The organism is Pseudomonas gessardii (genome assembly GCF_001983165.1).
In the GTDB taxonomy this organism is placed as follows: domain Bacteria; phylum Pseudomonadota; class Gammaproteobacteria; order Pseudomonadales; family Pseudomonadaceae; genus Aquipseudomonas; species Aquipseudomonas gessardii.
The window spans coordinates 360,938-387,257 of sequence record NZ_MNPU01000001.1 but is presented as its reverse complement, the minus strand read 5'-3'; the positions used below and the strand labels follow the sequence as shown (position 1 = coordinate 387,257).

The 26,320-nt window shown below is 61.2% G+C and carries 14 protein-coding genes; 6 read left to right on the top strand and 8 right to left on the bottom strand.

From position 1 onward, the window contains the following. Window positions 1–182: 182 nt before the first annotated feature. Window positions 183–2,276, top strand: coding sequence for a putative bifunctional diguanylate cyclase/phosphodiesterase (locus tag BLL38_RS01565; protein ID WP_076961000.1), 2,094 nt, complete (start codon window positions 183–185; stop codon window positions 2,274–2,276). A gap of 87 nt (window positions 2,277–2,363) precedes the next feature. Further along, window positions 2,364–3,110 carry an SDR family oxidoreductase gene (locus BLL38_RS01560; protein ID WP_076960999.1) on the top strand — a complete coding sequence of 249 codons (747 nt, stop codon included), beginning with the start codon at window positions 2,364–2,366 and terminating at the stop codon, window positions 3,108–3,110. Window positions 3,111–3,142: 32 nt separating this feature from the next. Here the strand turns inward: BLL38_RS01560 and BLL38_RS01555 are convergent, their stop codons facing one another. From BLL38_RS01555 to BLL38_RS01540, 4 genes are all read right to left on the bottom strand, one after another. Then, window positions 3,143–3,604 carry a hypothetical protein gene (locus BLL38_RS01555; protein WP_242627580.1) on the bottom strand — a complete coding sequence of 154 codons (462 nt, stop codon included), beginning with the start codon at window positions 3,602–3,604 and terminating at the stop codon, window positions 3,143–3,145. Between the two features lie 97 nt (window positions 3,605–3,701). After that, a complete protein-coding gene (gene mapR / locus BLL38_RS01550) occupies window positions 3,702–5,111 on the bottom strand; it encodes a GntR family transcriptional regulator MpaR (RefSeq protein ID WP_076960998.1) in 1,410 nt (469 codons plus the stop codon). 61 nt (window positions 5,112–5,172) lie between these two features. After that, window positions 5,173–6,588 (bottom strand): cytochrome c oxidase accessory protein CcoG, encoded by a 1,416-nt coding sequence (ccoG, locus tag BLL38_RS01545; protein ID WP_076960997.1) that lies wholly within the window; start codon window positions 6,586–6,588, stop codon window positions 5,173–5,175. 224 nt (window positions 6,589–6,812) lie between these two features. Continuing rightward, window positions 6,813–7,430, bottom strand: a complete 618-nt coding sequence (locus tag BLL38_RS01540) for a hypothetical protein (RefSeq protein ID WP_076960996.1) — start codon at window positions 7,428–7,430, stop codon at window positions 6,813–6,815. Window positions 7,431–8,024: 594 nt separating this feature from the next. Between BLL38_RS01540 and BLL38_RS01535 the strand changes: the two genes are divergently transcribed. The 4 genes from BLL38_RS01535 to BLL38_RS01520 all read left to right on the top strand — a co-directional run bounded on the left by BLL38_RS01535 (window position 8,025) and on the right by BLL38_RS01520 (window position 20,025). Beyond that, window positions 8,025–9,998 carry an alpha-1,4-glucan--maltose-1-phosphate maltosyltransferase gene (locus BLL38_RS01535; protein ID WP_076960995.1) on the top strand — a complete coding sequence of 658 codons (1,974 nt, stop codon included), beginning with the start codon at window positions 8,025–8,027 and terminating at the stop codon, window positions 9,996–9,998. A gap of 94 nt (window positions 9,999–10,092) precedes the next feature. Further along, window positions 10,093–13,407 carry a maltose alpha-D-glucosyltransferase gene (gene treS, locus BLL38_RS01530; RefSeq protein ID WP_076960994.1) on the top strand — a complete coding sequence of 1,105 codons (3,315 nt, stop codon included), beginning with the start codon at window positions 10,093–10,095 and terminating at the stop codon, window positions 13,405–13,407. 43 nt (window positions 13,408–13,450) lie between these two features. Beyond that, window positions 13,451–15,679 (top strand): 1,4-alpha-glucan branching protein GlgB, encoded by a 2,229-nt coding sequence (glgB, locus tag BLL38_RS01525; protein ID WP_076960993.1) that lies wholly within the window; start codon window positions 13,451–13,453, stop codon window positions 15,677–15,679. 179 nt (window positions 15,680–15,858) lie between these two features. Beyond that, window positions 15,859–20,025 carry a hypothetical protein gene (locus tag BLL38_RS01520; RefSeq protein ID WP_130898184.1) on the top strand — a complete coding sequence of 1,389 codons (4,167 nt, stop codon included), beginning with the start codon at window positions 15,859–15,861 and terminating at the stop codon, window positions 20,023–20,025. Between the two features lie 9 nt (window positions 20,026–20,034). Here BLL38_RS01520 and BLL38_RS01515 read toward each other — a convergent pair whose 3' ends face one another. The 4 genes from BLL38_RS01515 to BLL38_RS01500 form a co-directional block, all read right to left on the bottom strand. Next, a complete protein-coding gene (locus BLL38_RS01515; RefSeq protein ID WP_076960991.1) occupies window positions 20,035–22,611 on the bottom strand; it encodes an autotransporter family protein in 2,577 nt (858 codons plus the stop codon). Between the two features lie 241 nt (window positions 22,612–22,852). Beyond that, window positions 22,853–23,614, bottom strand: a complete 762-nt coding sequence (locus BLL38_RS01510; RefSeq protein ID WP_076961145.1) for a PIG-L deacetylase family protein — start codon at window positions 23,612–23,614, stop codon at window positions 22,853–22,855. Between the two features lie 230 nt (window positions 23,615–23,844). After that, on the bottom strand, window positions 23,845–25,986 hold the full coding sequence (gene glgX, locus BLL38_RS01505) for a glycogen debranching protein GlgX (RefSeq protein ID WP_076960990.1): 2,142 nt from the start codon (window positions 25,984–25,986) through the stop codon (window positions 23,845–23,847). A gap of 96 nt (window positions 25,987–26,082) precedes the next feature. After that, window positions 26,083–26,313, bottom strand: a complete 231-nt coding sequence (locus BLL38_RS01500; RefSeq protein ID WP_076960989.1) for a DUF2934 domain-containing protein — start codon at window positions 26,311–26,313, stop codon at window positions 26,083–26,085. Window positions 26,314–26,320 lie beyond the last annotated feature (7 nt).

Below are 26,320 nucleotides of genomic sequence, written 5' to 3'. Positions count from 1 at the left end.
GGGAGATCGGCCACACCGCCGTTACCGCAACCACGGATATGTACTGTTGGGCCCCGTTACGCGATACATTGCCAGTAATGGCGTTATGGCAATATTCCAACTGCCCAAGAATTATTCTCGCTACAATCTCCAGCTTTTCCACGGCATGGACGCCGTTCGCATTATCAGCCTCGAGAAGACCCATGCTGACCGGCAGTTATTCCCCCGCACTGGTGCTGATCTCCCTGTTTGTGGCGATCCTGGCTTCCTATACCGCCCTGGACATGACCGGGCGTATCGCCACCGCCAAGGGCCGGGCGGCGCAATTGTGGATGGCCGGTGGCGCCCTGGCCATGGGGATTGGCGTCTGGTCGATGCACTTTATCGGAATGTTGGCGTTTCGCCTGCCCATCACCCTGGGCTATGACATCGGCATAACAGCGCTGTCGCTGCTGATCGCCGTGTTGTCCAGCGGGTTCGCCCTGTGGCTGGTCAACCAATCGCGCCTGCCGGCCTGGCAACTGGGCTTTGGGGCCTTGATCATGGGCGCGGGCATCAGTGCCATGCACTACACCGGTATGGCCGCCATGCGCATGATGCCGGGCATCGACTACGACCCCACGTTATTTGGCGCCTCGCTGCTGATTGCCGTGGGCGCCTCGGCCGCCGCGTTGTGGATTGCCTTTAAGCTGCGGCGCAATACCCCCTATGTGCGCCTGGCACGGGGCGGCGCGGCGGTGGTGATGGGCGTGGCCATCGTCGGCATGCATTACACCGGCATGGCGGCGGCGCGCTTTGCCGATGGCAGCTTTTGCGGGGCCTCGGTGGATGGCCTGAGCGGCAGCGGCCTGGATAACCTGGTCTTGGTGACCACCCTGGCGGTCTTGGCCATCGCCCTGTTGACCTCGTTGCTCGACGCCCGGCTGGAAGCGCGCACCGCCGTGCTGGCCGACTCCCTGACCCAGGCCAACCAGGAGCTGACCCACCTGGCCCTGCACGACACCCTGACCGGCCTGCCCAACCGCACGCTGCTAGCCGATCGTATCCAGCAGGCAACACAGCTGGTGGCGGAGCAGGGTGGCTGTTTTGCCTTGATGTTTATCGACCTGGACGGCTTCAAACCGGTCAACGATGCCTTTGGCCATCATCTGGGCGACCAGTTGTTGCGCGAGGTCGGCCTGCGCCTGCGCGAAGACCTGCGCAGCCAGGATACCCTGGCGCGGATCGGCGGCGATGAGTTTGTGCTGCTGGTGCAACTGAGCCAGCCCGACGATGCACTGCGCCTGGCCGAACGCCAGGTGGGGCTGATCAACAAGTCGTTCCGGGTGGCCGAGCATGACTTGAACATCTCCGCCAGCGTCGGCATTGCGATGTTCCCCGGCAATGGTGCCACGCCCCAGGAACTGCTGATGAATGCCGATGCGGCGATGTATCACGCCAAGAGCATGGGCAAAAACGGCTACAGCTTTTTCGATGTGTCGATGAACACCAACGCACGCAAACAATTGCAACTGCTCCAGGATTTGCGCATTGCGGTGGAGCAACAGCAGTTCCGCCTGTATTACCAGCCCAAGTTCGATGCCCTCAGCGGCCGCGCCATCGGCGCCGAAGCCCTGTTGCGCTGGGAGCATCCACAACACGGCCTGTTGTTGCCGGACAAGTTTATCGAGCTTGCGGAAAAGACCGGCCTGATCATCGCCATCGGCGACTGGGTGCTCAACGAAGCCTGCCGGCAAATGCAGCTGTGGTTTGCCCTGGGCTACCGTGACTGGCGCATTGCGGTCAACCTGTCGGCCCTGCAGTTCTGCCATGCCGGGCTGGTCACCAGCGTTGCCAAGGCCCTGCAACGCCACCAGCTACCGGCCAATAGCCTGACCCTGGAAATCACCGAAACCACGGCCATGAGCGATGCCGATGCCAGCATGACGGTGCTGCAAAAACTCTCGGAAATGGGCGTGGACCTGTCTATCGACGACTTTGGCACCGGTTACTCCAGCCTGATGTACCTCAAGCGCCTGCCCGCCAATGAGCTGAAGATTGACCGCGGGTTTGTCCGTGACCTCGAACATGACAGCGACGATGCGGCTATCGTCTCGGCGATTGTTGCCCTGGGCCAGGCCCTTGGCCTGCGCATCGTGGCCGAAGGGGTGGAGACCGACATGCAGCAGAACTTCCTCACCCGCCTGGGGTGCGACTCGCTGCAAGGCTACCTGCTGGGCCATCCGTTGCCGCCAGACACTTTTATGAGCGCCATCGTCGCCAAGGAACAACAGGCGCCGCCGCCGGCCGCCCCCTGACCGGCATTGACCCCGGTCCATGCAAAACCTGGCAGGCACAGGTATTCTTGGGCCCAACAGCTGAAGTTGAATGGGGAGTCAGTACAGATGGACAAAGTTGTCGTCATCACCGGTGCCAGCCGTGGGATCGGAGCCGCCACGGCCTTGCTGGCGGCCCGGCAGGGCTATCGCATCTGCATCAATTTCCAGTCCGATGAAGACGCCGCGCTACGGGTACTGGAACAGGTACGCGCCCTGGGCGCCCAGGCCATTGCGGTGCGCGCCGACGTCAGCATCGAAGACGAAGTGATTGGCCTGTTCCACCGGGTCGACGCCGAATTGGGCCGCGTCACTGCGCTGGTCAACAATGCCGGCACTGTCGGGCACAAGTCCCGCGTCGATGAGATGTCCGAATTCCGTATCCTGAAAACCCTCAAGACCAATGTGCTGGGCCCGATCCTGTGTGCCAAGCACGCCTTGTTGCGCATGTCGCCCCGGCATGGCGGGCAGGGCGGCAGCATCGTCAACGTCTCCTCGGTGGCCGCACGCCTGGGCTCGCCGGGCGAGTACGTGGACTATGCGTCGTCCAAGGGCGCACTGGACACCTTCACCATCGGCCTGGCCAAGGAAGTGGCGGGCGAGGGGATTCGGGTAAATGCCGTGCGCCCCGGGTACATCTTCACTGATTTCCATGCCTTGAGCGGCGATCCTGAGCGGGTCAGCAAGCTCGAATCGGGGATTCCCATGGCCCGTGGCGGGCGGCCGGATGAAGTGGCGGAGGCGATTGTCTGGCTGCTGTCGGACAAGGCGTCCTATGCCACGGGGACGTTTGTTGACCTGGGGGGCGGGCGATAACACGGGCCAAACTCCTTGCCACCGCTCGAACCTCAAAAAGCGCGCAACGCCGCGTAGCCTTCGCGGGCGAACTGGTCCAGGCAGCCCGCCTCCGAGTTGTGCTGGATGATGACCCCCCTCTCGGCAAAACCGTCTATGTTACCGTTGCGCTCATCGCTACCGTCGAGCTTGCGCTCGTCCAGGTTATCGATAAAACGCAACACTCTTTCCAGGTCATAGGCCGCATTGGCGCGTGATTCCGGGTCTGGATTGGCTTGCGTCCAGTCACCCACATGCTGCTTGAGATCATGCTCCAACTGCCAGCGGTGATGCCCGTCGAGGAAGTGCTTCAAGACCGTGCTCTGTTCGATAATTTTTTGCGCCGAACGGTGATCCCCGACAGGACGTCCCATTGGCCCAGCCAGTTGGCGCACTTCGTGCTGTTCTGCGACACGCATGTAGTTGGGCGGGATGGGCAATGGAAAATAAAAAAATGGCGGCAGGAGATTATTCATGGCGTCTCGCTCTGTTTTAATGAGAACGCGCTGATCCTAAACCGCTAAATGGCACCTTCCAACGGGATTATTTGGCCGGTTTATTTCAAGCCTACCCTCAAAACGAACGCACAATCCGCCCCAGCGTTTCCATGGCCTTTTCCGCCGCCTCATCCCAGGGGCTGCCGTAGTTCAGACGGATGCAGTTACGAAAGCGCTGGGTCGGCGAGAAAATCGGCCCCGGCGCGATGCTGATACCCTGGGCCAGGGCCATCTGGAACAGTTTCAGCGAATCGGTCTGCTCCGGCAGCTCCAGCCACAAGAAGTAGCCGCCGGCGGGCTGGCTGACCCGGGTCTGCGCCGGGAAATAGCGGGCAATGGCGGCGAGCATCGCGCTTTGCTGCTCTTCCAGGGCATAGCGCAGTTTGCGCAGGTGCCGATCGTAGCCACCGTGTTGCAAATAGTCGGCAATCGCTGCCTGGGCCGGCATCGAGGCGCAGAGCGAGGTCATCAGCTTCAGGCGCTCGATTTTTTGCGCATAGCGGCCGGCCGCCACCCAACCGACGCGATAGCCAGGGGCCAGGCTCTTGGCAAAGGAGCCGCAGTGCATCACCAGGCCTTCGGTGTCAAAAGCCTTGGCCGGCTTGGGCGCCTGCTGGCCGTAGTACAGTTCGGCGTACACATCGTCTTCGATCAGCGGCACCTGATGCCCGCGCAACAACTCGACCAACTCCTGTTTCTTGACCTCGGGCATGGTGGCGCCCATGGGGTTCTGGAAACTGCTCATGCACCAGCAGGCCTTGATCGGGTAACGCTCCAGGGTCTGGGCCAGCACCTTGAGGTCAAGGCCGTCACGCGGGTGCACCGGGATTTCCACGGCCTTGAGTTTCAAGCGCTCCAGCACCTGCAGGCAGGCATAAAACGCAGGGGCTTCGATGGCCACCAGGTCGCCGGGCTCGGTCACCGCTTGCAGGCACAGGTTCAGTGCTTCGAGGGCGCCGTTGGTGATCAGCAGTTCTTCCATGGGCAACATCAAGCCGCCGACCATGTAGCGCAGGGCGATTTGCCGGCGCAGTTGCGGGTTGCCCGGCGACATATCGGTGACCACCATGCGCGGGTCCATTTCGCGGCTGGCGCTGGCCAGGGAGCGGGCCAGGCGTTGCAGGGGGAACAGCGTCGGGCTGGGAAAGGCCGAGCCAAAGGGCACGGTCTGCGGGTCCTTGATCGAATCGAGCACGGAAAACACCAGTTCACTGACGTCCACCTCGGTGGACTCGTGCACATGGGCGCTGACCGCCGGTTCCGAGAACGGGCTGGGGGCATGGGTATTGACGAAATACCCGGAGCGCGGCCGCGCCCGGATCAAGCCACGGCGCTCCAGCAGGTAATAGGCCTGGAACACCGTGGACGGGCTGACGCCATAGGTCTGGCTGGCATAGCGCACTGACGGCACCCGCTGGCCCGGTCCGAGGACGCCGGAGCGGATCAGTTCAGCGATGTCGTCGGCAAATTTCTCGTAGCGTTTCATCGTGATCCTAGGGTCTACACAGGTAAAAATGTGGGAGCGGGCAAGCCCACTCCCACATGTCTCAGCGGTTCAGCGGCGCCACAAAACGGCTCTCGGCGACACTATAAACACTTGGCTCATCCCTATCCGTCACCTTGAAACGGATGGTTTGCGAGCTGCTGCTCGGTTTGTCACGGGTCAAGGCTACAGACACCGGCACATCGGTGATTTCCCCGGGGGCCAGGCTGATCTGGGTCTTGCCTTGCAGTTGGAAGCCTTCGCCATCCACCAGCTCTACGTGGTAATCCTGGCGCAGTTGGGTCTTGTTGATGATCTTCAGGCTGTAGATGTTCTCGATCAGCCCCTGGCTGTTTTCGCGGAACATACCACGGTCCTTGGTCACGTCCAGCGACACCATTGGCCGCTGCACCAACGCCATTACCAACGCAGCGATCATCACCAGCAACACCGCACTGTAGCCGATCAACCGTGGCCGCAGCAGGTGGGTCTTGCCACCTTGCAACTGATGCTCGGAGGTGTAGCCCACCAAACCTCGTGCATAGCCCATCTTGTCCATGATTGAATCACAGGCATCGATGCACGCCGCACAGCCGATACATTCCATTTGCAGGCCGTCGCGGATGTCGATGCCGGTGGGGCAGACCTGCACGCACAAGTGGCAGTCGATACAGTCGCCCAGGCCGACCTCGGCCGGGTTTACATCACGTTTGCGCGGGCCACGGCTTTCGCCACGGGCGGCGTCGTAGGAAATGGTCAGGGTGTCCTTGTCGAACATCACGCTCTGGAACCGCGCATACGGGCACATATGCATGCACACCGCTTCGCGCAGCCAGCCGGCATTGATGTAGGTGGCGCCGGTAAAGAACAGCACCCAGAACAGGCTGACACCGCCCATCTGCCAGGTCAGCAGCTCTTCGGCCAGGGGGCGGATCGGCGTGAAGTAGCCGACAAAGGTCAGGCCGGTCAGCACGCTGATGGCCAGCCACAGGGTGTGCTTGGCGGCCCGGCGCGCCAGCTTGTTCACGCCCCAGGGCGCGGCCTGTAGCTTGATCCTTTGGTTACGCTCGCCTTCGGTGATCTTTTCGCACCACATAAACAGCCAGGTAAACGAACTTTGCGGGCAGGTGTAGCCACACCACACACGGCCGGCAAACACGGTGATCGCAAACAGGCCGAAAGCACAGATGATCAACAGCGCCGACAACAGGATGAAGTCCTGGGGCCAGAAGGTCGCGCCAAAGATATGGAACTTGCTTTCAGCCAAGTCCCACAGTACCGCCTGGCGTGAATCCCAGTTCAGCCACACGGTGCCAAAAAACGCCAGGAACAAAAAGCCCGCACCGCTTATGCGCAAGGTACGGAACAGGCCGGTGAAACTACGGGTATGGATCTGGTTGTCGCTGGACTTGGCCTTCATCTTCTTTGGATGTGCAGGCTCGAAGTTTTCTACTAATCGGACGGGGATTCTATCGCTCATGGTCTTTCGCTCATCAGCCTCCATCAGGCCGACAAACTATGGGCCGCGATCTGTTTGCATAACAGACTCAGGTAAAACGATAAAAAGCGGATCAGATGGGTTTTTAAGGCGCGCCTGCGACAATGTGCAGCACCCCGCAAGCCGTGGGGCTCGTGCCTGGATCAACAGCGCTGGGGGCATGCTGATCCAGGTCAATCAAATCACCGAATCACCGGTGCTGGCCTTCAACCGTCGGCGTTCTTACTGATTCTGCTCTTGCTCAAGCGAGAGCCGACTTCTAAAAAGATGCCTGCTGTCTTATCACTTTGCTGGAAACCTCGCTGCAGACTGTCCATCGTATGCTGCCATTCGGTTATGAGATTCAGGACGCCATTGTCACCGTCAGTGCCGACAGAGATCAGTTGGTAATACATGTTGTATCTTCTTTCTTCGTTTTCATCCTTCATCCTCTTGAGCACTTCCTCCCCAATAGTGAGAAGATCGTTATTGATTTTGTCTGTAAATAGAGAGGCTAATTCTGTGAGGATTTTGCCATTTTCTTTGGCATAGGGGCCCCGTAGCAATGAGTTGATACTCTGCGCAGTCAATAGATCATTAATCTTCTTCAAGACTTCAGCGTTCTTTTTAGAGCTGGGGTTACGCAGTAACTCAATGACATTCTCGGGTGTTATAAAGGCGTGCAGTTCTCTGAGACTTTTCTCGCGTATAAATTCACTTATCGCGGTGCGCGTGGGTGAAGTGCCGTCTGGCCCTCGGTCCCGCCCTGCGCTCTGGGCGTCGGATGGGGGCTCAGTTGTGTGGATTGGATGAGGGGCTCTGGGTTGGTTACTGATGATCGACATGGTCAGTCCTCTAGACGTAGCACCTACTACGGATATGAAGTTGCAGGTATGTGTGAAATCAGCCTAGAGCACCGAGGCAAAGCAAACGTTAATCCTTGTCTACGCTGTTGGTGGGAATGTTCTCCTTAATGTGTTGGAGGATTCTGTGCCAGAGGAGTGGACACACCGCGGTACTGAGCACCGTACTGGCGCCAGTGGTATTCAGCAGTGAAGCGACTGGACAAGCCTTAGCTTCGGGCTCCTATACGATAACCGGCGGCAGAGTCGTCGGTGGTTCTTCCTTTGCCGGTGGCACGCTTTCCAGAGGCTCCTGCTCAGGGATCGGCTCTGGCTCGGTCTGTGGCAAGGTGGGGTGATCAATATTCGGGTCTGGGGTTTGGGCAGGAATCGGGATATTCATCGCGGTGGCCTCGTTTGTGCTTTGCTCAATCGGTGGACAACCGCCATGGCCGATTGATTCCCGCCCAGTGGCGGCACATCCATCTGAACTTTGCGCCGGCCACCGGGCTCGGACCTTATGTGGCCGGCTCAGCAAGAGCCCGCCTGCAGCAATCAAGCACAAGAGCGTCCATGGGGCGTAAGGGGAGATGCTCGATGACGGCTGAAATATCCGCATTACCGCTGTCCCAGGCACTGTTGCTGCCCAGGATCGCCATTGAAGACACGATGCCGGTGATTGATGCCGGCGCATTCGCGGTCAAGGCCGTGCAAGGGCAAGCCATCCACGTTACCAGCAAGGTATTCGCTGACGGGCATGACCAGTTGGCCGTGTTGATTCGCTGGCGGTCGCTGAGTGAAGACAACTGGCAGCGCGAAGTCATGGCAGACAAGGGCAACAACACCTGGGAAGGCACTTTCGACGTCACCCAACAGGGCCCGCACCAATATTGCATCGAGGCCTGGATCGATCATTTCGCCAGCTTTTGCTACGAACTGGGCAAGAAACACACGGCCGGCGTGCCGGTCAGCCTGGAGCTGCAGGAAGGCCGCCTGCAGGTGCTGCAAGCGGCCGAACGCAGCGAAGGCGAATTGCAGGCGCAATTGCAGCAGTTGCATCAACAACTGTCCGCGCTGCTGGAAACCGAGCAGGTTGCGTTGTTTCTGCACGCTGACAGTGCACAGCTGATGGCCCAGGCCGATCTGCGTCCCTACCTGAGTATCAGCCCGGTGTATCCACTGGATGTGGAGCGCCCCCAGGCGCTGTTTGCCAGTTGGTACGAGCTGTTCCCACGCTCGATCACCGACGATCCGGCGCGCCATGGCACCTTCAATGACGTGCATGGGCGCCTGGCGATGATCCACGACATGGGTTTTGACGTGCTGTACTTCCCGCCGATCCACCCCATCGGCCGCAGCCATCGCAAGGGCAGGAACAACGCACTGAGCGCCGGCCCCGACGATCCCGGCAGCCCCTATGCCATCGGCAGCGAGGAGGGCGGCCACGATGCGATCCATTCGCAACTGGGCACCCGCGAGGATTTCCGCCGCCTGGTGGCGGCTGCCGCCGAGCATGGCCTGGAGATCGCCCTGGACTTTGCCATCCAGTGTTCCCAGGACCACCCATGGCTCAAGCAGCACCCCGGCTGGTTCAACTGGCGCCCGGACGGCACGATCAAATACGCGGAGAACCCGCCGAAAAAATACCAGGATATCGTCAACGTCGATTTCTATGCCGCCGATGCGATCCCCAGCCTGTGGCTGGAGTTGCGCGATATCGTGCTGGGCTGGGTCGAGGAGGGCGTGAAGACCTTCCGCGTCGACAACCCCCACACCAAGCCGCTGCCATTTTGGCAGTGGCTGATCAGCGACGTACGGGCCCGGCACCCCGAGGTGATCTTCCTCGCCGAAGCCTTTACCACCCCGGCGATGATGGCGCGCCTGGGCAAGGTCGGCTACTCCCAGAGCTACACCTATTTCACCTGGCGCAACACCAAGGCCGAACTCAGCGAGTACTTCACCCAACTGAACCAGTCGCCCTGGCGTGAATGCTACCGGCCGAACTTTTTCGTCAATACCCCGGATATCAACCCAGGCTTCCTGCATGAGTCCGGCCGCCCTGGGTTCTTGATCCGCGCGGCGCTGGCCACCATGGGCTCGGGCCTGTGGGGCATGTATTCGGGCTTTGAACTGTGTGAAAGCGCGCCGGTGCCGGGCAAGGAAGAGTACCTGGACTCGGAAAAGTACGAGATCCGCCCTCGGGACTTCAGCGCCCCCGGCAACATCATTGCCGAGATCGCCCAGCTCAACCGCATCCGCCGGCAAAACCCGGCGCTGCAGACACACCTGGGGCTGACGCTCTACAACGCCTTCAACGACAACATCCTGTACTTCGGCAAGCGCAGCGAGGATGGCAGCAACTTCATCCTGATCGCCGTCAGCCTCGACCCGTTCAACCCCCAGGAGGCGCATTTCGAGCTGCCGCTGTGGGACATGGGCCTGCCGGACGACGCCCAGGTCCAGGGCGAAGACCTGATGAATGGCCATCGCTGGACCTGGTACGGCAAGACCCAATGGATGCGCATCGAGCCCCACCTGCCGTTTGGCATCTGGCGCGTCACCCGCTCTTGAGTCGGATGCAGATCAAATGTGGGAGCGGGCTTGCCCACTCCCACATTGACCAAGTCCAGTCTGTAAGTTTTTTTGAATTATCCAGGAGTTTCCAATGGCGAAGAAACCCAAGGCTGCCACCTTTATCAAGGACCCGCTCTGGTACAAGGACGCGGTGATTTACCAGGTTCACGTCAAATCCTATTTCGACGCCAACAACGACGGCATCGGTGATTTCCCCGGGCTGATCGCCAAACTCGACTACATCGCCGACCTGGGCGTGAACACCATCTGGCTGTTGCCGTTCTACCCCTCGCCACGCCGCGACGACGGCTATGACATCGCCGAATACCGTGGCGTGCACAGCGACTACGGGACCCTGGCCGACGCCAAGCGCTTTATCGCCGAGGCGCACAAGCGCGGCCTGCGGGTGATCACGGAGCTGGTGATCAACCACACCTCCGACCAGCACCCGTGGTTCCAGCGGGCGCGCAAGGCCAAGCCCGGCTCTAGCGCCCGGGACTTCTACGTGTGGTCCGACGACGACCAGAAATACGACGGCACCCGCATCATTTTCCTCGACACCGAAAAGTCCAACTGGACCTGGGACCCGGTCGCCGGCCAGTACTTCTGGCACCGCTTCTATTCCCACCAGCCGGACCTCAACTTCGACAACCCGCAAGTCATGAAAGCCGTGTTGTCGGTGATGCGCTACTGGCTGGACATGGGCATCGATGGCTTGCGCCTGGACGCGATCCCGTACCTGATCGAGCGCGACGGCACCCACAACGAAAACCTCCCCGAAACCCACGATGTGCTCAAGCAGATCCGTGCCGAGATCGACGCCAACTACCCCGACCGCATGCTGCTGGCCGAAGCCAACCAGTGGCCAGAAGACACCCAGTTGTACTTCGGCGAGCAGAAGGGCGACGACGGCGATGAATGCCATATGGCCTTCCACTTCCCGCTGATGCCGCGCATGTACATGGCCCTGGCCCAGGAGGATCGCTTCCCGATCACCGATATCCTGCGCCAGACCCCGGAGATTCCGGCCAACTGCCAATGGGCGATTTTCCTGCGCAACCACGACGAGCTGACCCTGGAAATGGTCACCGACAAAGAGCGCGATTACCTGTGGAACTACTATGCCGCCGACCGCCGCGCGCGCATCAACCTGGGCATCCGCCGGCGCCTGGCGCCCTTGATGGAGCGTGACCGTCGACGCATCGAGCTGCTCAACAGCCTGCTGCTGTCGATGCCCGGCACGCCGACCCTGTATTACGGCGATGAAATCGGCATGGGCGACAACATCTACCTGGGCGACCGCGACGGCGTGCGTACGCCGATGCAATGGTCCATCGACCGCAACGGCGGGTTTTCCCGCGCCGATCCGGCCAGCCTGGTGCTGCCGCCGATCATGGACCCGCTTTACGGCTACCAGTCGGTCAACGTCGAAACCCAGGCCCAGGACCCGCATTCGCTGCTGAACTGGACCCGACGCATGCTGGCGATCCGCAAGCAGTCCAAGGCCTTCGGGCGCGGCAGCCTGAAAATGCTCTCGCCCAGCAATCGCCGGATCCTGGCCTACACCCGCGAATACACCGGCGTCGACGGCAAGCCTGAAATCATCCTGTGCGTGGCCAACGTCTCGCGCACGGCCCAGGCGGCGGAATTGGACCTGTCAGCGTTTGCCGGCATGGTCCCGGTGGAAATGCTCGGCGGCAACGCATTCCCCCCCATTGGCCAGCTCAATTTCCTGCTGACCCTGGCCCCTTATGGCTTCTACTGGTTCGTGCTCGCCGCCGAAAACCAGATGCCCAGCTGGCATGTGGAACCGGCCCAGAGCCTGCCGGACTTCACCACCCTGGTGTTGAAAAAACGCCTCGAAGAATTGCTCGAAGCGCCGTGCCGCACCACCCTGGAGCAGACCTCGTTGCCTAGCTGGCTGCCCAAGCGGCGCTGGTTTGCCAACAAGGACTCAGCCATCGAGCGCGTGCATATCGCCTATGGCGTACGTTTTGGTGATGCCCAGCATCCGGTGCTGCTCAGTGAGATTGAAGTGACCAGCGGCGGGCAGACCAGCCGTTACCAACTGCCATTCGGCTTGTTGGGCGAAGACCAGTTCAGCGGCGCCTTGGCGCAACAACTGGCCCTGGCGCGGGTGCGCCGGGTACGCCAGGTGGGCTTGATCACCGATGCCTTCAGCCTCGACAGCTATATCCGTGCGGTGCTCGAGGGCCTGCGCGCCCAGACCGTGCTCAGCAGCAGCGACGGTGAGATCCGTTTCCAAGCCACCCCACAACTGGCCGACCTGCCGCTGGGGGATGAATTGCCAGTACGTTACCTGGCGGCTGAACAGTCCAACAGTTCGGTGGTGGTCGGCGAAAGCCTGGTGCTCAAGTTGATCCGCAAGGTCAGCGCCGGGGTTCACCCGGAACTGGAAATGGGCGCCTACCTGACTGCCGCCGGCTATGGGCATATCTCGCCGCTGCTGGGGTCGGTGATCCGTCGCGATGCCGAGGGCCAGGACACTCTGTTGATGATTGCCCAGGGCTATCTCAGTAACCAGGGCGACGCCTGGGGCTGGACCCAGAACAACCTGGAACGGGCCATCCGCGATGAGCTGGCCGAGGCCATGTCCGAGCAGGAGCAGCACTACAACGCCCTGGGTGAACTGGCGGATTTCGCCGGGCTGCTCGGGCAGCGGCTGGGGGAAATGCACCAGGTCCTGGCTGCGCCAACGGCCAACCCGGACTTCCAGCCGCAAGTCACCTCGGTCAAGGACAGCCAGGGTTGGGCCAAACAGGTGGGGGCGCAGATCGCGCGTGCCCTGCAGTTGCTCAAACAGCACCAACCTGAATTGAACCCGGCCGACCAGGCCCTGGTCACTCAACTACTGACCCAGGAAAAGGCGATTGCCAGCCATGTACAGGCCCTGGCGAAAGCCACGGTAGGCGGTTTGCGCATCCGCGTGCATGGTGATTTGCACCTGGGCCAAGTGCTGGTGGTCAAGGGCGATGCCTACCTGATCGACTTTGAAGGCGAGCCCGCACGGCCGCTGCACGAGCGCCGGGGCAAACACAGCCCATACAAAGACGTCAGCGGCGTGTTGCGTTCGTTCGACTATGCCGCCGCCATGGCCCTGAATGTGCAAGGCCAAGGCCTGGAGCACTCGGCCGCCGCCGATGCGGCATGCCAGCGCGTGGCGGAGCGTTACCTGCATCAAGCGCGCCAGGCGTTTATCCAGGCGTATCAACAGGCTACGTCTACACTGGCGCATGACTGGCAGGATGCCAAGGGCGCGCAGGCGGCACTGGCGTTGTTCAGCCTGGAGAAGGCGGCGTACGAAGTGGCCTACGAGGCAGAGAATCGTCCGACCTGGTTGGCGGTGCCATTACGCGGATTGCACGGGTTGTTGGAAGGTTATTAATGACGGTCAGCCCAAGCGCGCGAACCTCAAGGTGGGAGAAACCATGAGCTTTACACATAAAGAACCGCTGCAATCGAAGTTCGCTGTCATGCCTGTGCCCAAGGACATTGAAGCCCTGGTGCGCGCCGAACATCCAGATCCTTTTGCGATCCTCGGCCCCCACGACGATGAGCAGGGCGGCCAGGTTATCCGCGCATTCCTGCCGGAGGCCTTGAGTGTACAGGTGCTGGCCCGGGACAGCGGCGAAGTGCTTGGCAGCCTGGATACCACCCCGGTGCCGGGCTTGTTTATCGGGCATTTCGCCACGCGCCAGGGCTACCTGTTGCAGATCCAGTGGGCCGGTGGCGAGCAGATCACCGAAGACCCCTACAGTTTCGGCCCGTTGCTCGGCGAGATGGACCTGTACCTGTTTGCCGAAGGCAATCACCGCAACTTGAGCGGTTGCCTGGGGGCCCAGGTGATGAGCGTCGATGGCATCCAGGGCGTGCGCTTTGCGGTGTGGGCGCCGAATGCGCGGCGGGTGTCGGTGGTAGGCGACTTCAATATCTGGGACGGGCGCCGCCACCCGATGCGCCTGCGGCATCCCGCCGGGGTCTGGGAGATCTTTATCCCGCGCCTGCAAGCCGGCGCCGCCTACAAATACGAAATCCTCGGCGCTGCCGGCATCCTGCCGCTTAAGGCCGACCCCATGGCCCTGGCCACGCAACTGCCACCTGACACCGCGTCGAAAGTCGCCGCGCCGTTACAGGTGGACTGGGCCGATGAGGCCTGGATGCAGGCCCGTGGCGCACGCCAGGCGGCCAGTGCGCCGTTGTCGATCTATGAACTGCACGTCGGCTCCTGGCAATGCGAGCTCGATGAGTTGGGCGAAGTGGCGCGCCAATATAGCTGGCGCGAACTGGGGGAGCGGCTGATTCCCTATGTGCAACAACTGGGCTTTACCCATATCGAGCTGATGCCGATCATGGAGCACCCCTTCGGTGGCTCCTGGGGCTACCAGCCGCTGTCGCAATTCGCGCCCAGTGCGCGTTTTGGCTCGCCCGATGAGTTCGGCGCCTTCGTCAATGCCTGCCATCTGGCGGGTATCGGCATCATTCTCGACTGGGTGCCGGCGCATTTCCCCACCGATGCCCACGGCCTGGCCCAGTTTGACGGCACCGCGCTGTACGAATACGGCAACCCGCTGGAAGGCTTCCACCAGGATTGGGACACGCTGATCTACAACCTGGGGCGCACCGAAGTCCACGGCTTTATGCTGGCCTCGGCGCTGCACTGGCTCAAGCATTTCCATATCGATGGGCTGCGGGTGGATGCGGTGGCGTCGATGCTGTATCGCGACTATTCACGCAAGGCCGGCGAGTGGGTGCCCAACCGCCACGGTGGGCGCGAGAACCTCGAAGCCATCGACTTCCTGCGGCATTTGAATGACGTGGTCGCCCTGGAAGCCCCCGGGGCCCTGGTGATCGCCGAAGAGTCCACTGCTTGGCCGGGCGTCAGCCAGCCGACCCAGCAGGGTGGCCTGGGCTTCAACTACAAATGGAACATGGGCTGGATGCACGATTCGCTGCATTACATCCAACAGGACCCGGTGTACCGCGCCCATCATCACAATGAGCTGAGTTTCGGCCTGGTGTACGCCTGGTCGGAACGCTTTGTGCTGCCGATTTCCCACGATGAAGTGGTGCATGGCAAACACTCGCTGATCGACAAGATGCCCGGCGACCGCTGGCAGAAATTCGCCAACCTGCGGGCCTACCTGAGCTTTATGTGGATGCACCCCGGCAAAAAGCTATTGTTCATGGGCTGTGAATTCGGCCAGTGGCGCGAGTGGAACCACGACCAGCAACTGGACTGGTACCTGCTGCAATACCCGGAACACCGCGGCGTGCAGAAACTGGTGGGCGACCTTAACCGCCTGTACCGCCAAGAGCCGGCGCTGCATGAACAAGACGCCGCGCCCCAGGGCTTCCAGTGGTTGATTGGCGACGATGCGATCAACAGCGTCTATGCCTGGCTGCGCTGGAGCAAGGACGGCAAGGCGGTGCTGGTGGTGGCCAACTTCACTCCGGTGCCCCGTGAGGCCTACCAGGTGGGCGTGCCCTTTGCCGGCAGTTGGAAAGAGCTGATCAATAGTGATGCCGACACCTATTGCGGCTCCAATTACGGCAATGGCGGCGAAGTGTTCACCCAGGATGAGCCTCACCATGGGCAGCCGGTGTCGCTGGCGTTGAACTTGCCGCCATTGGCGGTGCTGATACTGAGCCAGGCGTGAAGGGGGGCGGCTAGGCCATCGTGGTTTAACCACAATGGCCTGACGAACGCGGTTACCAATCCGTCTGGAACATTTTCTTACGTGTGCGCCACATAAGAATGACCAGCGATCAGGCGTAGTTCCCCAGTCCTAATCGTTTTGTCGCTGGGCCGGTGTATCACTGCCAGAGACGAATAATCATGACACCTGTCCACCTGAATACACGATTTTTGCCTGCTGCTCCCACCTTGCAACGCTCCGACACGCCACCCGCTTCCGAAGGCAATGCCAGCCTGACGTTGGTGCAACCGCCTGCGCCAGCGGCCACCTCACACCAGGCGCAAGTGCGGGGAAAACTCGGTGATCTGGATGAAATACTGCGGGTGCTGCACACGCTGAACACCCCCAATGCCGTGGTCAATAAAAGTTTGTTTCTCAACAAAGACTCGCCGCTGATACCCGCCAATGGCTCCACCCAACCGGGTACCAATCGGCTGGATAACATGCTCGCGTTTTACGCGATAGTGCCCTCCAACCCCAAGACATCGGAGCAGGTGCAAGCGGCGATTAACGCCGTGGAAGACGCCCGCAGCGAAATTGCCCTGGGCCTGGATGATGCTTCCAGTGATGTGGATGGCTTGTTGCGCAAGAGCAATGATCCAGCGATCCAGGCCTGGGTCGCCGAGCAAGAGGCCAAGTACAAAAAACCTTTGCTCAGCCAGTTGACCGAAGAACTCTCGCCACAGGCCCTGAAAAAAGCCCAGGGCACGCCGGCCGCCGTGCTGGAGCTGATACTCAAATCGCCCAAGGCCAATGAACGGGTTCAGCAGTTGTTAGGAACCCTGGGTGGGGCCGATTTCCCCCTGGATGGCGTGATTACGCCCGGCGTCAAGGTCAAGCTGTTGCTCAAGGCCCTGACCTTGAGCCTGGACCCGCTGCAGGCGCGTAAACCCGGGGAGATTGCCGGCTTTAATCTGGCCTCAAGTGCCCATTGGGGCCAAAGCTACCCGTCGATAAAGTCCGCGTTCAGGCAACACTTGGTCGATTCTTCAAAGCAGTTTTCCAGCGATCAGGCGTCTCTGGCGGCCTATATTCTACAACCCCAGTTCCCGGCCGACTTTGCCGTGCGTGATATGCCGGCGGATCTGCCTTACCGGGGTTCGGCGGTATGGGTGAACTTCCAGCACGGCGTCAATCTGGCTGAAACGATCGAACCGGGCTCGTCGCGGGGCATGGGTTTTCAGCAACTGGTCGATCTGCCTGGCAAGCTCAGCGAGCAAGCGATCACGGACAACGACTGGGCACTTATAACGTCGACCCGGACCCAGGCGACCTTGGAGTGGGCGGTGGCACAAGGTGTGCTCGCGCAAAAGGAAAGTTATTCACCGGAGGATATCAATAAGGCGGCCACTGCATTTGATGAGCACAGTGACGGTGTGGTCGCGGCAACCGAGCAGATGATGGCCGATGTGCCGATGCGCAAGGACTATTTTGAGCGTATGGAGAAGGGCACTTCCCGTACCGAATTACTGAGTCTGATCAGCCCTGTGTTTGCGCTGTACAGGCATGCCAGCGGCGAGAAAATCACCCCCTCGGACATTCTCTATCAATACCCTGTTTATGATGAAGGACAGTTCCAGGGGGCGTTTGACAAATACCTGGCCGATACCAAGCTCGCCTACGGAACGCTTATCCACAGCCAATTGAGCCAGTTGCCGCTAAAGGACCGCGAGGCGATTGAACGGGGTGACGTAACGCTGTATGCCCTGCGGACAAAACCCGGCACGTCTGAGACAGACGAGGAGAAAAAGGCAGCAATCACACGTCCGGCGTTTATTCTCAAGGCGGTATACGAGAATGAGACAAACTATTACGAAATGAACCCGGTCAAGGGCATCGCCCGCCGGCGCGACGACTTGAAGCCGATCCTGGAGTCCTACAATCCCACCGATAAAAGCTATGAAAAAGATTTTATTTCAATTGACCATACCGCTGATGGTGCGCCTTCTGAAGAGTTGGTAGTGCGTCATACCCGCCCCGACAGCAAGGTCGAATTCAAGCAACAGTGGGCAGACTACAGGGCCGGCAAGGGCCCCAAACCCAAGAGCTTTTCCATCGTGGTACCGCAACAGCTCGCGCACTTTCCAGCGGCGAGCAATCCGTCTCAAGATGCGGTGCCGCACACCCTGGCGTCCGAACGTTCAGTGGCGATCACCAAGGCCATTACCACGGATCTGTTTTATGTCGATGAGGACACGCTGAAAAAATGGGCCGAGTCCGACCCTGCCCGGGAAAGCGCGGCACATAAAAACGATGACGCATTTTGGGAGCGGGTCAAAGGCGTCGGCCAGATGGTTATTCCGTTCTGGAGTGGCATCGAGAACCTGATCAAGGGTGATACCAAGCAAGGCATCAAAGACCTGATCACCGATGGGCTGCTGACGTTCGCCGGCCCGGCGGGCAAGTTTGCCGCAGGCTCAGTGCGCCTCGTGTCCACGGCAGGCAAGATTGGCGTGCGGGCCCTGCTGCCAAAATTTGCACCGTTGGTGAAAAAGTTCGCAGGTTCCGTTGCGCGCAACCTCAACCCTCTCGACCCGTTGATGCCCGTGTTGAGTAGCAGTGGGCGTCGTGTGCTGAAATATCAGGGCGAGGGCCTGAAAAATCTCCAGGCCAGCCTCGGCAAGTTCAAACAGTCTGCGGCCCTTAAACTGCCTGGCCGAGGCCGTTACGACGTTACCCCACAAATTCCCCTGACGCCCAGGCCCATTGGGCAAGGGAAGACGTTGCGGGTGCCCGAAGGGATCTCCAGTGACCAGGCCCGGGTTCTGCAGAGGCACAACCACAGCGACGTGATAATTGGTGACGATGTCTATCGCTATGACCCGAAAAAACCCGAGAGCCTGATCAAACTCGGCGGCCCCGACGATAGCGGGCTATTTGAAGGGTTTGTGCTGACGTGTGGCGGCGGCGGCCGGCGCTTGAAACGCGACCTCAACGACCTGTGCTACACCAAACAGATCGAGCCAGGAGGAACGTCGGTCTTCCAGGACGCCCAGGCCCTTGAACATCGGCGACTGATTCCGGGGGCCGGGCCTGGAAAAGGGCCGCGCACGGTGATCCACGAGCACCGTCGTTACCGCGTCAATGAAGCGGGAAACCAGGAACTGCTGCCGATGGCGAGTGTAGAACCCGTGACCTACAAGCCTCGCACAAGCGGCACGCTGGTCAACGAGCCGGATTTTGGCTATGACGATTTCGGTGTGCCCCGGGCGATCAACCAGGATACGGTGGTGGTCAAGATGGATGCGATCAGCGATATGAGTAACGATCAGCGTGTCATCCGGGGGATCAAGATCAACCATGGCGGCCACCAGTACGTAGTGGTCGAAGCGGATACCGGTGTTCACTATTACGCCGAGCTGACAGGCAACGGGCAACTCGATTTTCACCGGATGACCCGCAATGATGCGCTGGATGTTCAATTCATCAAGCAGTATGACCAATACAAGGATGTCTACGGTTTCGTGGCGCAGGGGCTTCCGGACAATCCGTTGGTGGTGCTGCCCAGCCTTGAGAGCCTGATCAAGAAAATCGTGGCTGACGAACCCATGTCGCCCGCGGAAATCACCCATCTTGCCAGTGTCTTGCAGGGGCTTTCCCCCGAGAAACAGCGCGAAGTCCTGATGGGGGTGTACGCGGCGGGCAACAACCCCGGGCATGTGGTGATCGCGGCCAAACCGATTCGCCTGGCGCCGGTCAAGAAGCCGGCTGACTTTGCCCAACTGTCGGCCGAACAACAGAACCGTGTGTATGCACAAGGGGCGAGAAAAGCGGTTGACGAGCAGTTCCAGGCCACAGGCATCCGCTCAGCCAACCAACAGGTCCCTGGGCTGGCCGGTGAGGCCGCGCGCAGCGAGACGGCGACGGAAATGGTGGGTTGGCTTTATACACGCACGGGCGCGCCGAACTATTCCGAAATGGTCCTGAAGACCGGTGCCGGCAATTGTGACCAGATGGCCAAGGTCGCCGTTGATACGATCAATGCCAGTGGCGGCAGTGCGCGGATCGCCCAGGTCAAGGGCCATACCTTCGCGATTGTCGGCGGGCCGCCGGGGCAACCGCGCAGCAAAGGCTTTGTGGGGCCGGAGTGGGACGACGCCTGGGTCGTCGACCCCTGGGCCGGTATCACCTGCCGGGCAGCCGATTACCCGGCTGCGTTCAAGGCGCGGATGCAGGAGTGGAGCCAGTCGGGCAGGCGCATCCTGATCAGCGATGGCGGGACGCCACCCCGTTCGGTATGGAGCGATCCCATGGAGCCACGCTGGATCAGTGCAACCGTCGATGGCGAAGCCCAAGTGTTCCAATAGTCCATCGTGCTAGAACGCCATCCTGACGCCAACAGTGCCCTGGTGCCCATCCAGGGCATTGCTGTCCAGGTTGCCTTCATAACCCAACTCGCCATACAGGCTGAACTGCCTGGAAACCTGCAACGTGGCACCGGCACTCAGGCCCAGGGTGGTGGATTTCTGCTCGGTATCGATATCCGTGACGTCATTGAAGCGCACCCGGTTGGTCCCGGAGGACGCGTGCCAGACATTGGCGCGGACATAGGGCTGGATCGGCATTGAAGCCAGCAGATAGCTGCCCCGCAGCCTGACCCCGAGCCGGGTGGTGAGGGCCGTGTCGGCTGAAAACGCCACCTCGGAGACCCCATCATGCTCGCGATCGAACCGGGTTTTATTGGCGATCAGTTGCAGTTGCGGCTCCAACTCCCAGTTTTGCGTGATGTGCAGCGGCATGCCCACTTCCACCGAACCCAGTACATCGTGGCCCTTGGTCTTGAGCTTGAGCCCCCGATCAGACTCGCTGCTGCCTTTGAGGCGGGTGCCCATCAGCACCACATCGACGTACCAGCCATTCGGATCAATCAAGGTCCAGTACAGGCCCAGGCTGTCACCGCGCAAGGTCGTCTTGCCGGCATCCAGGTGCTGCCAGCCCCGGTTGAAGCCATCCACATTGCCCCGCAGGCGGCTATGGCCGACGAAGAACCCCAGGCGCTGCACCTGGTCATTGGCGGTGGTCCAGGCATGCAGATCGCTGCCCACCTGGAAACCGCTGACCGAGCTGTCCAACCGTGGGCTGACCGTGCCGGCATAGGCCTGGCGGCGGCTGTTGCCATAGACCCGGCCCCAGCCCGCCGGGAATGAGCCGGTGCCGGTCTGGCGGCTTTGGTCGCCCATGCGCTCGTGGTAGGTCCCGAGCATGGCCCGTACCGTCTGCTGGGCTGCCGGAAACAGTGTCGAATACACCGGCACTTCGGGGCGATAGAGCGGGATCGGCTCGGCACCGGGCACGGACGTTGGCAAGTCCACCGGTGTGCCCACGGCGGGAACCGGCGGCGGCACCACCGGGTCCTCCGGGTCGGGCAGCGGTGGCGCGACAACGGCAGAGCGCAGGTACCACTGCTGTTCGGAGCCTGCGGTGACGCCGCCCTTGAACAGGAAGTACTCAAACGCCCCGGCGGACACCGAGCCGCCCGCCAGGCTGAAAGCCCGGTCGCTGCCCGTCGCACCGTTGAGGGCCTCGACCAGCTGGATGCCATTGCTCAGGGTCTGGGCCCCAGGCCCGCCCAGGTTGCTGACGTCAAGGCGGGTGGTGCCCTGTAGCGTGCCCTGGTTCACCACCAGCTTGTCACTGGCCGAGCCGTCGCTGCCCAGCACGCTTTGCAGCGCAATCTGGCCATTGTTGCCGGTGTAGTTGCCATTGACCGTCAGGCTGTCGGTGGCGCTGGTACTGGCGCTGGTCATATCGATCAGGCCGCTGTTGTTAAGGGTGGCCAACTGGCCAGCGGTGAATGGCGTGATGGCTCCCTGGCTGACCAGCAGTACACTGCTGGCGTCGATATTCAAGGCGCCTGTGGCGCTGGCGCTATCGCCAAGCTTGAAAGCGCCGGCCAGGGTAAAGCGCGAGCCGTTGTTGAGATTGACCGTTTCCCAGTTGACGTAGCGTTCTGCGGTGGCCGATTGGGTGCTGTCAAAGGTCAGGGTATCGCTGCCCAGGCCGCCATCGATCAAGGGCGTAGGGGCAAGGATGGCTTGCGTCAGGTTCTGCAGCAGCGCCGTATCATTGTCCGCGCCCATATTGACCGTGGAATTGATCGTGCCGGCGCCAATCCAGTTGAACTGGTCGTTGCCGAAACTCATGAGGATCTGGCCATTGATCACGCCGCCACTGAGGGTCAGCAAGTCGTTGCCCCCGCTGACACTGACGTTGCCGCCAATGTAGCCCCCGGAAACGGTGATGGTGTCCAGACCGAAGCCGGTTACCAGGTTGCCGTTGATCAGCCCGTTCAGCAGGGTGTAGAAGTTATTGTCGAGCTTCATATCGACACGGCCGATGGTGCCCCCGGACTGGGTGGCCACATCGCCATCTTCAAAGGCGCCAACAATCTCGCCACCACTCATCATGAACGTATCCCGGCCATCGCCCTGGGCCACGCTGGCCACGCGGCCGCCGCTTTGCGTGTAGGTGTCGATGCCAGCGCCCTGGCTGATTGCGCCGACGGTGCCGCCGCTGATTTGTACGCTATCGGCCCCATCGCCCTGGGTTACCGGGCCCACCACGGCATTCAGTTCCACGCGCAAAGTATTCGCCCCGTTGCCCATGTTCAGGGCACCCATGCTGCCCGAATGGGCCTCCACCCGATCGTTGCCATCGCCAAAGGTCACTGCGCTGGTGATGGCGCCATTGCCACCGACGGGCAGGTTGAGGGTGTTATGGCCATTGAGGTCGGTAAAGCCTGGCGTGGTGCCACTGTCGCAGGTGGTGGTGTCGTCGCCGGCGGTGACTGCCGGCGTACACGCTGCGTCGGCCGGTGGCGCGAGGGGGAACATCAGTGTCGCGCTGGCCATCCAGATGCCCAGGTACAGCAGGGAATATCGCCGTGTGCTCATGATCCACCCTCGTTCGATGGGAGATGACGTCTTGCCGCCTGCAAGGGCAGGCACGCTCAGGGCCATGGCAACGTGAAGCACGATAACGAGAAGGGACAGCAGGTTTCCTGATCGTAAAACATCGCCAGTGCAAGGAGTTGGCATGGCTTTCTCGACTGCACCTGAACCTGTGCAGCGCTTGTTTCACGTTAGCAACCGGCGGGAAGGCCCGCTACTGTCAGAATTAACAGGTATAGACTAGTTACAGGAACACAATCTCATAGGGTTCGCGCATGCGCTCCAGCAGCACCGGCGGTAGCATCGGCGCCAGGCCGATCAGCGGGTCGCCAAGCAACTGGCTGGCATAAGCGTGGGCTGCGTGGCGTTTGCGCGCCACGCTCCAGGTGTCGAGGCGCACCTTGCGCGCGCACTGCCAGGGCATGCGGCCGGCGTCGCGGGCGGGCCAGTGCCAGGCCCAGATCGGCAACTCCAGCAGGCGCGCGCCGGTCTGCGCACAGGCGATGGCGGTAGCCCGGCCGACGGCATCATGGTCGTCATTGCCATCATTGCGCCAGGTAGTAAACACCACATCACCGGGTTGCAGGTAGCGTGCAATAAATTGGCTCAAGGCGGGTTCACGGGCGGCCAGGGCGTTGTCGCAAAAGCCGCCGCGAATCCACTTCAGGCTGTGCAGGGGCAAGCCAAGGCGGCGCAGGGCCTCGACACTTTCCTGGGGGCGAAACACGCTCAGGCGCTGCGCCGACCACTGGTTGGAACCCGGATGGCTGGCACTGCCGTCGGTGATCGAGATCAGCTTCAAGGGGTAATCGAGGGTGCTGAGCAGTTGCAGCAAACCGCCGCAGGCCAGCACTTCATCACCGGGGTGGGGGGCAACGACAACAACGCGTGAGCCAGGAGGCACCAATAGGGAAGGGCTGATGGTGGGGATTTGCGCCAGCTGCGGCGCACTGTTCCAGATTTGCGCCGGCAGGCGGCGACTGTCGTGCAGAGGGGCGGGTTTGATCAATGTCACGTCCTTGTCCTGATGATGCAGGTCGTACCCCGTTGACGGGTCGACTCTCCTTTTTGTCGCTATGGCGCAAGGCCATTACGGCACGCTGGCGCTCCGAATCCTGGATTGCCGTGTATGAGTATTGTTCATAGCCGGGGATTCGTCGCGCCTTCGCCGGGCAAAATCGTATTTTTTTCAGGATGAGTGCATCAGGCCCTTGGTAGAAACACGTAGAGCCCTTTTCACGCCGCTGGCTCATGCTGCAGTTCAAACAGCAGCAGCGAACGCCCGGTCACGGCGTATTCGTGGTCAAAATCGAAGCGCTCCTGGCCGCTTACGGCCGGCTGGTGGGTGTCGACCATGCAGGTCCAGAAGCCGCCATCCGGCACCTGGGGCAAGCGGAAATTCACCAGGTCGTGGTGCGCGTTGACCACCAGCAGCAGCGTGGCATCGGCGCCTGGCCGGCGAATCCCGGTTTCCTGGGCGCGGCCATCCATCAGCATCCCCAGGCAACGGCCCTGGCTGTCTTGCCACTGTTCAATGGTCATTTCGTTGCCGTCGGGGGCCAGCCACGTCACGTCCTTGACCCCAATGTCTTCGTTATAGTCGCCCACCAGGAAGCGCCCGCGCCGCAGGATGGGGTAAGCCAGGCGCAGCTTGATCAGGCGCTTGACGAACGTGAGCAGCGACTTGCCGTCTTCATCCAGGTCCCAGTTGACCCAGCCGATTTCACTGTCCTGGCAGTAGGCGTTGTTGTTGCCGTGCTGGGTGCGCGCGAATTCGTCACCGGCCACCAGCATCGGCGTGCCCTGGGCCAGCAGCAGGGTGGCGAAGAAGTTGCGCATCTGGCGCAGGCGCAGCGCGTTGATCGCGGGGTCGTCGGTCGGGCCTTCGACGCCGTGGTTCCACGACAGGTTGTTATTGCTGCCGTCCTGGTTGTTTTCGTCGTTGGCTTCGTTGTGCTTGTCGTTGTAGGACACCAGGTCGTGCAGGGTGAAGCCGTCATGGGCAGTGATGAAGTTCACCGAGCTGTAGGGCCGGCGCCCGCGCTGGTTGAACATCTCGCCGGAGGCGGTCATGCGCCCGGCAAAGTCCGCCAGTTGGCCGTCATCGCCTTTCCAGAACGCGCGCACGGTGTCGCGGAAACGATCATTCCATTCCACCCAGCCTGGCGGGAAGTTGCCCACCTGATAGCCGCCGGGGCCCACATCCCAGGGCTCGGCGATCATTTTTACCTGGCGCAGCACCGGGTCCTGGCGGCAGGCGACGAGGAAGCTGTGGCGCTCGTCAAAACCGTCGTGATAACGCCCCAGGATAGTCGCCAGGTCAAAGCGGAAACCATCCACATGCATCTCCGTGGCCCAGTAACGCAGGGAGTCGGTGACCATTTGCAGCACGCAGGGGTGGCTCAGGTCCAGGGTATTGCCGGTGCCGGAATCGTTGATATAGAAGCGTTTGTCATCGGGCATCAAGCGGTAGTAGGAGGCATTGTCGATACCGCGCATCGACAGGGTCGGGCCCTGCTCGTTGCCTTCGGCGGTGTGGTTGTAGACCACATCGAGGATCACCTCCAGCCTGGCTTCGTGCAGGTGCGCGACCATTTCCTTGAACTCGGCGATCTTGCCGCTGGCCAGGTAGCGCGGGTCGGGGGCAAAGAAGGCGATGCTGTTGTAGCCCCAGTAGTTGGTCATGCCTTTTTGCAGCAGGTGCTGGTCATTGACGAAGGCGTGGACCGGCAGCAACTCCACCGACGACACGCCCAGTTGGCGGATGTGCTTGAGCACATCGTCGACCATCAACCCGGCGCAGGTGCCACGCACCGCCTCCGGGACCGAAGGATGACGCATGCTGATGCCGCGCAGATGGGTTTCATAGAGGATGGTGCGGTCCCACGGCGTGCGCACCGGCTGGTCGTTGCCCCAGGTATGGGCCGGGTCGATGACTTTGCATTTGGGCACGAAGGGCGCGCTGTCGCGTTCATCAAAGCTCAGGTCGGCATCCGGGTGGCCGATGGTGTAGCCAAACAGCGCTTCGGACCACTTGAGCTCGCCCACCAGTTGCTTGGCATAGGGGTCGATCAGCAATTTATGGTGGTTGAAGCGATGGCCATTGGCCGGGTCATAGGCCCCGTACACGCGGTAGCCATAGATCAGCCCCGGGTGGGCGTCGGGCAAGTAGCCGTGGAAGGTCTCGTCGGTGTATTCCGGCAGTTCGATACGCTCCAGCTCGACTTCGCCGGTGTCGTCGAACAGGCACAGCTCGACCTTGGTGGCGTTGGCCGAGAACAGCGCGAAATTGACCCCCAGACCGTCCCAGGTCGCGCCGAGGGGGAAGGGTAAACCTTCACGAATCCGCGACGGCTCGGTATCGGGTGTCTTGCTCATGGTGGTGCTCCTGCAAGGTTTTTTCAGGCCAAACGGGGCCCGTGCTGACATCAGGTCAGGTCAATCATTGCGTTGTGTACCGGCGCCTGAGGTGGGTCAGCCGGCGGGCTTGCGCGGGGCCCGGGGTTTCTTGGCCACGGCGGGTTTTTCCGCAGGCGGTTTGGCCTTGGGCTTTGTGCTGGCCTTGGGTTTGCTGGGGGTCTGGGCCTCGGCTTCGGCCAACTTGCGGGCCATTTCCCAATGGCGGGCTTCCTGGCCTTCGGGCTTACCTTCAGACTCCCAGATCTGATACGCGAATTCACGAATGCGTTTGTCTTCGGTGCTCATCGCAATG

What these genes read in the sequence shown, in the direction of transcription:
- BLL38_RS01565 (WP_076961000.1), top strand. Translation starts at nt 183, where the DNA reads ATGCTGACCGGCAGTTATTCCCCCGCACTGGTGCTGATCTCCCTGTTT.
- BLL38_RS01560 (WP_076960999.1), top strand. Translation starts at nt 2,364, where the DNA reads ATGGACAAAGTTGTCGTCATCACCGGTGCCAGCCGTGGGATCGGAGCC.
- BLL38_RS01555 (WP_242627580.1), bottom strand. Translation starts at nt 3,604, where the DNA reads ATGAATAATCTCCTGCCGCCATTTTTTTATTTTCCATTGCCCATCCCG.
- mapR (WP_076960998.1), bottom strand. Translation starts at nt 5,111, where the DNA reads ATGAAACGCTACGAGAAATTTGCCGACGACATCGCTGAACTGATCCGC.
- ccoG (WP_076960997.1), bottom strand. Translation starts at nt 6,588, where the DNA reads ATGAGCGATAGAATCCCCGTCCGATTAGTAGAAAACTTCGAGCCTGCA.
- BLL38_RS01540 (WP_076960996.1), bottom strand. Translation starts at nt 7,430, where the DNA reads ATGTCGATCATCAGTAACCAACCCAGAGCCCCTCATCCAATCCACACA.
- BLL38_RS01535 (WP_076960995.1), top strand. Translation starts at nt 8,025, where the DNA reads ATGACGGCTGAAATATCCGCATTACCGCTGTCCCAGGCACTGTTGCTG.
- treS (WP_076960994.1), top strand. Translation starts at nt 10,093, where the DNA reads ATGGCGAAGAAACCCAAGGCTGCCACCTTTATCAAGGACCCGCTCTGG.
- glgB (WP_076960993.1), top strand. Translation starts at nt 13,451, where the DNA reads ATGAGCTTTACACATAAAGAACCGCTGCAATCGAAGTTCGCTGTCATG.
- BLL38_RS01520 (WP_130898184.1), top strand. Translation starts at nt 15,859, where the DNA reads ATGACACCTGTCCACCTGAATACACGATTTTTGCCTGCTGCTCCCACC.
- BLL38_RS01515 (WP_076960991.1), bottom strand. Translation starts at nt 22,611, where the DNA reads ATGAGCACACGGCGATATTCCCTGCTGTACCTGGGCATCTGGATGGCC.
- glgX (WP_076960990.1), bottom strand. Translation starts at nt 25,986, where the DNA reads ATGAGCAAGACACCCGATACCGAGCCGTCGCGGATTCGTGAAGGTTTA.
- BLL38_RS01500 (WP_076960989.1), bottom strand. Translation starts at nt 26,313, where the DNA reads ATGAGCACCGAAGACAAACGCATTCGTGAATTCGCGTATCAGATCTGG.